This is a genomic window from Nostoc sp. (genome assembly GCF_054880495.1).
The window spans coordinates 1-8,179 of the sequence record NZ_JBTYKD010000229.1 but is presented as its reverse complement, the minus strand read 5'-3'; the positions used below and the strand labels follow the sequence as shown (position 1 = coordinate 8,179).

At 43.5% G+C, this 8,179-nt stretch carries 8 protein-coding genes; 5 read left to right on the top strand and 3 right to left on the bottom strand.

The features are described 5' to 3' along the window. Positions 1-229, top strand: a 229-nt coding sequence (locus ACYTXL_RS21720; RefSeq protein ID WP_461926535.1) for a DUF3146 family protein, incomplete at its 5' end; no start/stop codon positions are given. Between the two features lie 87 nt (positions 230-316). Here ACYTXL_RS21720 and ACYTXL_RS21715 read toward each other — a convergent pair. The 3 genes from ACYTXL_RS21715 to ntcA all read right to left on the bottom strand — a co-directional run bounded on the left by ACYTXL_RS21715 (position 317) and on the right by ntcA (position 3,197). Further along, positions 317-772, bottom strand: coding sequence for a pre-16S rRNA-processing nuclease YqgF (locus ACYTXL_RS21715; RefSeq protein ID WP_461921848.1), 456 nt, complete (start codon positions 770-772; stop codon positions 317-319). A 94-nt stretch (positions 773-866) separates the two neighbouring features. Continuing rightward, positions 867-2,357 (bottom strand): DUF3084 domain-containing protein, encoded by a 1,491-nt coding sequence (locus tag ACYTXL_RS21710; RefSeq protein ID WP_461921849.1) that lies wholly within the window; start codon positions 2,355-2,357, stop codon positions 867-869. Between the two features lie 168 nt (positions 2,358-2,525). After that, entirely contained in the window at positions 2,526-3,197 is a 672-nt protein-coding gene (gene ntcA, locus ACYTXL_RS21705; RefSeq protein ID WP_292790746.1) for a global nitrogen regulator NtcA, read from the bottom strand. 380 nt (positions 3,198-3,577) lie between these two features. On the opposite strand from ntcA, the gene fabI reads away from it, so the two are divergent. The 4 genes from fabI to ACYTXL_RS21685 all read left to right on the top strand — a co-directional run bounded on the left by fabI (position 3,578) and on the right by ACYTXL_RS21685 (position 8,107). Then, complete coding sequence (gene fabI, locus ACYTXL_RS21700) at positions 3,578-4,354, top strand: enoyl-ACP reductase FabI (RefSeq protein ID WP_461926534.1); 777 nt, start codon at positions 3,578-3,580, stop codon at positions 4,352-4,354. 94 nt (positions 4,355-4,448) lie between these two features. Further along, the gene (gene hisB, locus ACYTXL_RS21695; RefSeq protein ID WP_461926536.1) at positions 4,449-5,087 is read left to right on the top strand and encodes an imidazoleglycerol-phosphate dehydratase HisB; all 639 of its coding nucleotides are present in this window, start codon (positions 4,449-4,451) and stop codon (positions 5,085-5,087) included. A 166-nt stretch (positions 5,088-5,253) separates the two neighbouring features. Beyond that, positions 5,254-6,237: an ABC transporter ATP-binding protein gene (locus ACYTXL_RS21690; protein ID WP_461926533.1), complete on the top strand. Its 984-nt coding sequence runs from the start codon at positions 5,254-5,256 to the stop codon at positions 6,235-6,237. Between the two features lie 400 nt (positions 6,238-6,637). After that, the gene (locus ACYTXL_RS21685) at positions 6,638-8,107 is read left to right on the top strand and encodes a polysaccharide biosynthesis/export family protein (protein ID WP_461926532.1); all 1,470 of its coding nucleotides are present in this window, start codon (positions 6,638-6,640) and stop codon (positions 8,105-8,107) included. The last annotated feature ends 72 nt before the right edge of the window (positions 8,108-8,179 follow it).

Genomic DNA, 8,179 nt, shown 5'->3' with positions numbered 1-8,179 from the left:
TGTCAGAATTACCCGCCAATCCTGGCAACATGGCTTCCTTGAAGGCGAAGTGAATGCGGGTGAGTTTGAGTGGCATTTCCAGTGGCATTTTCGCCGGGGAGAACTTGCCGTCAAACCTTCCCAAGGCCGCGCCTTAATCAAAGAACCCCTCGGTCGATTCTTGGAGCAACAAGATTACCAGCTAGAGCCTGGAGGAGACTATGCTTTTACGATTCGGGCAGAACTTTAAAATAATTCGTAATTCGTAATTCGTAATTCGTAATTAAAAGTTAGGAGTTAGGAGTTGTGAAGATATTAATTCCTCACTCTTCACTCCTTACTCTTCACTTCTCACTGAATCAGCAGTAAGGCGATTTAAGTATCTTTCGATTAAGAGAATGGCAACAATGTCATCTATTGGTCTTGGTGGCTGTCGCAGACCCTTTGGCAATAGCTTTATTAGCCCTTCGGGTGGGTACATTTGCCAATAGCGATCGCGGGCTTCTAAAGTTGTGTAGCGCTCATCCACTAAAATAATACTCAAAGGTTCTGTCAATTCCTGATATAATTGCTGTCTCCACTGCTTGGCTGTAGTTTGGTCGCCCATGACCATCAAAGAAATGGGAAACTTTTGACGTAGTGTCTCAAGGGTAGCGATCGCCTCTTTTGCTAGCACAACCTGATGATAATATAGTTGCCGATCCAGTCCCATCACCGCTAAACCACATTTATCTCGACCTGGATCAAATCCCAAAATCACTGGTTGCCTTGGTGAAAATTCACGGAAAGTCATAATAAATTCACAATTCAAAATTCAAAAATGCAATTACAGTAAGCATTTTAGCTGCTGTTCAAATATGTTTAAATCTTAGTGTAAAAATAATTTTTTAAGTACTAAATATGATTTGTCCGTTGACTATTGCCACTAATTTTACTCTCAATGGTCCGGCTGTATAAGTGTCCTCTGCTGCGATCGCTTTGATTTCCAATGGTTGATTATACTGTCTTAATTGGGTGACAAAACGCAGAAAAGTTCCCTCTACTTGCACATTTTCGACAATTCCGGCATTACGGGCACGAAATTGGGAAGCAGAAATCAGTATTTCTAGACGCTGCTGTAACTGATAGGATGTCATGGTTTTGGAATCGGTAGTAGTTGTTGCCAGCACTGCGCCTCCCGAAAAAACCAATTGATTCCGCGCTGTATCGGCGAAAAATTCTATCTGCTTTTCTCCCCTAACGTAATTACCAGCCGAGAAAATTCGCATTACGTATTCTTGACCATCGGCAATCTGCTTGCTCAATTTCTCAATCCTATCCTGGGTCACGCGCAGTAGCTCTACATTTGCCAGATTTCCACCAGGCTCACTTAATTCCAGACTGGCGTTGCGATTGGCTTCTTGTAAAAGCTGTACGACTGCCTGACGAGAAGCACCAGGTTGGGTAACACGAACTACACCAGCAGACAGAACTTGGCCGCGAACTAAGGCTAGCTTACCCAGACGCAGGTCGCGGTAAGACTGATAATATTTTTCCAGCCTTGCAACTTCCAGTTCTAATTGCTCCTGTTGTCCTTCCAATTCTTTGAGGCGCGATTCCCGTGTGGCAATCACTTGCTCTCGCGCTGCAACTTCGAGATTACGCTTTTGAATTAGTTGATCGAGTTGGGCAATTTTTTGATCGCGCACTTCTATACCTTCTTGACGGTTAGCAAGTTCGCGATCGCGTTTTTCAATAGCTGTTTTGGCATCGTCAATCGCTTTTTTAGCTTCAGCATACAGCCGTTGACGTTCTGTTTTCAGTAGCTCAACTGCCGCCTGTAGCTGCTTTCTCTGATTGTAAACGCTTTGCAATTCAGCTATGGCTTTTTGGTACTGAGTTACAACCTGATCTAGCTGCCCTTGAGTGCGTTGGAGTTGAGTTTGAGTTTGGGCTTGTTGACTAATGGTGCGGTTCAACTGAGCTTGTGTTTGGCGTTGTTTGGCATTCGCCGCCTGTAAGAATTGATTGATTACTTGCAAGTCTTGTTGTGCTTTTCCTTGGGCAATTCTTGCAAGATTTAGCTCACTCTCTACCTGACTTTTCTGAGTTTCTGCGATTTTTAGCTGTTCCCGCTTGTGTCTGAGGTCTGTTTGAATATCCTCTAACTCAAAAACTCCCTTTCGCAAGCCTTCGTCAGCAGCGAATAAAATCCCTAAAGTTGATGCGGAAATCAAACCACCCGTAAAAATAGTTACCAGTACAGCAGTATTTTTCGGACGAAGATTAAAAAGTGAGAGGCGAGCTTTGCCAACTCGTGTGCCGATGCGATCGCCCACGGTTGCTATCACGCCTCCCAGAATTAAAATTGCTGCGATGAGGATGTATCCGGTGGTCATCTTTAGCTACCGAAATCCTTCCAGATACAGCCTACTACTTTTAAGTATTGTCTGTGGAGAAGTGGAAATTGACAATAGCTGAAATTACTCAATTTTAGATTTACCTCTAGCTATTAGTGTCATTTTTCAAAACACAACAGGTGCCGACTCCCCTTTCTCCAATTGCTTTTATGTGAACTGCCTACTTAAAGTAACAGGTTTATGCACAGTAATCTTCTTTTTGTGGATAGAAATCATATTTTTTTCCCGCAAATCTCCTAGTAGCCTAGTAACGGTAACACGAGTTGAACCAATTGCCTCTGCGATCGCTTGATGAGATAACTTCAGATCAATAGTGATTCCATCTGCACAAGGAACCCCAAAATCCCGACAAAGAATCAACAAAAAACTTACTAACCTAGAACCCATATCTCGGTGAGCGAGAGTTTCAATCATCATCTCCGTTTGTAAAATGCGCGAAGACAGACCTCGCAGCATTAACATTGATAATTCTGGATTTTCCTTGAGTGCTAGCTCCACCTGTTCAATTGGCGCTGACAGTAATTCCACAGGCGTAAATGCAACCGCATGGTAAAACCGATCCGACTTATTTCCTGTCAGCAATGACAATACACCAAAAACACTATTTTCCCGCAGCAGCGCTACCGTTATTTCCTCTCCTGCCTCGTACACCCTGGAAAGTTTAACAGCACCTTTCAAAAGAAAATAAACTCGTTCGGCAGGATCGCCAGGAAAAAAGATCGTTTTATTGCGTTCAAACGTTTCCACAACTGGCGGAAACGCCCCGGTCGCCATCTGACGAAAAACATTTGCTAGGGCTTTATCTTGTGTCACGATCATCTCCCTTCCCCTACCCAATGCCGGAAAAACAAAAACTGATTACCTAAGAATACACCCGAAAAATGAATAAAGCACCGTCAACCTTTCTGTACTTTCCTATACTCAAATTAATATCTTCATAACTCTTTGTTTATAATGATACATAATTGTTGATCCTTTCAGCTACTACTTGTTGATAAGTAGTTACAATAGCTGTATTCAAAAGGGTTTTTTGAAGAACAAATAAAGATAAATTGATAAAATCTTTAGGAAAAATCAAGAATTTTGTCATAGCAAACACCCTTACCAATATTCATTTTTGCAAATCCTGTGTAAAACAAAGACAAAACGTGCCTCAGATTCTAGTATGCTCCTAATGATCGATCGCATTAACAATTTCTATGCTAAATCTGACTGGAAAAAATGCCCTTGTTACAGGTATTGCCAATAACCGCTCGATCGCCTGGGGCATCGCCCAACAGCTGCACAAAGCCGGAGCAAGCCTGGGTATTACTTACCTGCCGGATGAACGTGGCAAGATGGAGAAAAAAGTTGCGGAGTTAGTAGAACCTCTCAACCCCAGCTTATTTCTTCCCTGTAATGTCCAAAATGACGAACAAATTAAATCTACCTTTGAGACAATCCGCGATCAGTGGGAAAAGCTAGATATCCTGATCCATTGTCTGGCCTTTGCTAGTAAAGACGATTTAACTGGAGATTTTAGCCAAACCTCTCGTTCTGGCTTCAACACCGCCTTAGAAATCAGTACCTACTCGCTGGTGCAGTTAAGTGGTGCAGCAAAACCTTTGATGACAGAGGGAGGTAGTATCGTCACCCTGACATATTTAGGCGGTGTCAGGGCAATCCCCAACTATAACGTCATGGGAGTTGCCAAAGCGGGGTTAGAAATGAGTGTGCGTTACTTGGCGGCTGAACTAGGGCCACAAAATATCCGCGTCAATGCCATTTCCGCAGGCCCCATCCGCACCTTGGCATCTTCAGCAGTCGGCGGAATATTGGATATGATTCATCATGTAGAAGAAGTAGCTCCCCTACGACGCACCGTCACTCAGCTAGAAGTGGGCAATGCTGCGGCTTTCTTGTGTAGTGATTTGTCCAGTGGCATTACCGGACAAGTTCTGTATGTAGATGCAGGATATGAAATTATGGGAATGTAAGATAATTTGGGCATGGGGCATTGAGTATTAGTAAAATTCTTGCCCATTCCTCATTTTCCATTCCCCATGCCCTATGCCCTATGCCCCTTTCCCTATGGAAATTAGCAAAGTTAATTCTTCAAACTACGATCAGTCAACTAAAACCCCTCGGATTGCCACTGTTCACCGCACCACTGGTGAAACCGATGTGCAAGTTACCATCAACCTGGATGGTAGAGGAACCTGCACAGCAGCAACAGGTGTTCCGTTTTTGAATCATATGTTGCATCAAATTGCCTCCCACGGGCTGATTGATATAGATGTCCAAGCCAAGGGAGACTGGGAAATTGATGACCATCACACCAACGAAGATGTAGGCATTACCTTAGGGCAAGCTTTGAACCAAGCACTAGGCGACAGAAAAGGCATTGTCCGCTTTGGTAATTTTCTTGCACCACTAGATGAAGCTTTAGTTCAGGTAGCGCTAGACTTTTCTGGACGTCCTCACCTCAGCTACGGCTTGCAAATTCCTACTCAACGGGTAGGAACCTATGACACCCAGTTAGTGCGAGAATTCTTTGTGGCATTAGTAAACCATAGCCAAATGACACTGCACATTCGGCAACTGGATGGCATTAATTCCCATCACATTATTGAAGCAACATTTAAGGCGTTTGCCAGGGCAACGCGGCTGGCGGTGGAAATCGACCCCCGTCGTGCTGGCGTAATTCCCAGTTCTAAGGGCGTTCTATAAAAGGAGTCAAATGGAGCATTGGAAAAATTCTTCCCTTGTCTCCCTTGTCTCCCCACTTCCCACTTCCCAGTTTGAGATAATTGACACAGCGGGTAGTGATGGTTATTATCAGGCTACCGGGTAACTTGTAATTAATACCAAGCTGGTAAATGGTAGTTGAACCGAGATGAAGTCTCTTGCAGATGACCCTGATTCTCAACTTAATACGACTGACACTCCACCAGTAGTCCTAACTTCTGAGTTGCGAAAAGTCTATCGCACTGGTTTTTGGCTAAATCAAAAAGTCGTATCTCTGAAAAACTGTTCTTTAACAGTTTACAAAGGCGAAACCTTTGGGTTGCTGGGGCCAAATGGTGCGGGTAAAACCACTCTTTTAAAATTGTTGCTGGGAATTATTCGTCCTACCTCTGGACGGGGATTATTATTAGGTAAGCCTATAGGCGATCGCAGTGTTAAGCAACATATCGGTTATCTGCCCGAAAATCCCTATTTGTATGACTATCTCACCGGCTGGGAATTTTTGCAGCTAGCGGCTGGACTATTCCAAATTCCCAACAGTGTACAACGCCAACGCATTCCCCAACTGCTGGAATTAGTGGGTTTATCCCAAACCGATGCCCGCAAAAAGCTCCTGCGCCGCTATTCTAAAGGAATGCTACAGCGTGTTGGTATGGCACAGGCGTTAATTAACGAGCCAGATTTAGTTTTTCTGGATGAACCGATGTCTGGTCTTGATCCGGTGGGACGCTACCAAATGCGGGAAATTATCCTGGCGCTAAAAGCAGCTGGTAAGACGATTTTTTTCAATAGCCACATTCTTAGTGAAGTAGAACAGATTTGCGATCGCATTGCCATCCTCGCTCAAGGTGAACTAGTTTGCTCTGGTTCCCTAAATGAACTCTTAGGCGGCGAAAACACATATCATGTCAAAGGTCGAGGTGGTGACTGGGAAATTCTCAAAAAATGGATACCCACTCTCAGATTTGAGCCTGATAGTTCCTGGCAAGGTACACTACAAGATGATTACTATGATTTCCTCGCCAGTCTTCGTCTCATGGATGGTAAAATTATTGCCATGAGCTTGTCGCGTCGCTCCCTAGAAGAATTTTTTATTCAAGAAATCCAAAGAAAAAATAATTCACTGAATTAGTCTTCTTGCTTCTTGCCAAATAGGAAATTTTGGGTTACTTTGAGGAACAAAACCCAAAAACCCTGCCTTTTTGAGTTGATCTTTCTCAAGCCAACCCACATAAAATCAAATTCCGATCTCTTTTTAAGGTTATTTGTATTTATTGGTTAATAGACAATTTATTGTATAGACTGCCTTTAGTTGGGTAAATCGAATATTTTTTGATAATTCCTGTATTTCCGCAGCGTTAACTTTAAGTGAACTTCACTAAAAGTTCAAATTCAATAAATAAATTTCCTCCGGAAAATCACACTTTTCGAGGAAAATAAGAGTGTCGGGGAACTTGAATACTTAGGTATAGTCAAAATAAAAATGTTTAGACAGTACTTTATTGATCGTAGTTTCAGAGTCTCAGGTAAATATGCTTAACACAAGTTTGTTTAAATTCCTAACTCAGCCAGTTGTGGGTGTGGCTTTGTTAAGTGCTGTCAATATCGCTGTGCCATGTGTCAGTCTAGCTCAGGGACAACCATTACCACCAACTACACAAACACCAAGCACACCAACACAATTAGATACTAATTATTCATTAGGAGGCGGGGATCTCATCCGTGTAAATGTATTTGAAGTCCCCGAATATACAGGTGAATACCAAGTTCCGCCAGGTGGAGCTATAAACCTACCTTTAATTGGCAGTGTGTCAGTCCTCGGGCTAACAGCTGAACAGGCATCTGATGAAATTGCTAGAAGATATTCTCGCTTCCTCAAACGTCCGTTAATCTCAGTCAATCTGTTATCGCCTCGTCCCATCAATATTTTTGTTGCCGGAGAGGTGACACGTCCAGGAGCTTACACTCTGAGCTTGAGTGGAGGCGCAGGGAATAATCCAGGTGTACAATATCCGACTATATTGGCCGCATTGACAACAGCGCAGGGTGTAACCTTAGCTGCGGATGTAACTCAAGTTCAATTACGGCGTAAAATAGGACGTTCTTCAGAGCAAGCCGTCACCATCAATTTGAAGGACCTCATCCAAACAGGCAGATTAACACAGGATATTACCTTACGGGATGGAGACACCATAGTTGTGCCAACTGCAACCAACTTCAACGTAGCAGAATCGCGCAATATATTTGCAGCTAACTTTGCCGCCAGCCAAACCACACCCCGCACAGTCACAATTATTGGTGAAGTTAACCGTCCCGGTTCATATCTTGTCACCACCGGTAATACAGATGCTCAGGGGGGCGCAACCCCTAACAGTGGCACTGCCACTCCCACCGGTCTACCAAATGTGACGCGGGTAATTCAACTAGCTGGGGGAATTACAGCACAGGCTGATGTTCGTAATCTCAAGCTACGCCGACCAACAAGAACTGGCTCAGAACAAGCTATAAATATTAATCTTTGGCAACTATTACAGAGTGGTGATGCCAATCAAGACATCATCGTGCAAGACGGAGATACTATTGTTATTCCGACAGCAACTGAAATCAACCCCGCAGAAGCCACTCAATTAGCTACCACTACTTTGTCTCCTACATTTATTCAAGTTGGTGTGGTCGGTGAAGTTAAAAAACCAGGGTTAACACAGGTTCAGCCGAATAGCTCTTTAAATCAAGCTATACTTGCTGCTGGCGGATTTAATGATGCCAGAGCTAGTAGTAAGGCTGTTGATTTGATTCGCCTCAACCCGAATGGTTCTGTCACTAAACGTATAGTAAAAATGGATTTCTCCGCTGGGATTAACGAGCAAACTAATCCTATACTCCGCAATAATGACGTTGTAGTAGTTAACCGATCTGGTGCAGCTAGTTTTGGCGATACCGTAGGCACTGTAACTGGACCTCTAGGTATTGTCTTGAATCTTCTGAATTTATTCGGACTCTAAGGGACTTCCAAGAAATAAATTACTACTACTTGTGGGGTGGGCGACACGAGAGCCCAGTAACCAAAGGCTCTC